Annotated in this window: 1 protein-coding gene; it reads left to right on the forward strand. The window is 53.3% G+C overall.

The features are described 5' to 3' along the window. Window positions 1–28 precede the first annotated feature (28 nt). Window positions 29–246 (forward strand): hypothetical protein (locus CI070_RS13740; protein WP_218824868.1); only part of this gene is annotated, 218 nt, incomplete at its 3' end.

Below are 246 nucleotides of genomic sequence, written 5' to 3' on the forward strand. Positions count from 1 at the left end.
TTTTTGCGCTTATTATGCGTTCGAGTGTTTGTCTTATATCCAGTATACGCAGATCGGTATTTTTTGTGTGCTGGGTGCCGTTTGGCTGTTGTTTTCAGCCGTTGAGGGGAGCAGGGGTGTTTTTGGTCGGAGGGTGTTGTATGCGTTTGGTCTGTGGCTGGTTGGAGTTTGCCTGCGCTGGGATGTGAGCTGGGTGGGATGGTTTTTCTGTGCCGGGTTTGCCGGCGCGCTGTGGCTGAAGAGGGC

This window comes from Akkermansia muciniphila (assembly GCF_900184965.1).
Classification (GTDB): domain Bacteria; phylum Verrucomicrobiota; class Verrucomicrobiia; order Verrucomicrobiales; family Akkermansiaceae; genus Akkermansia; species Akkermansia muciniphila_A.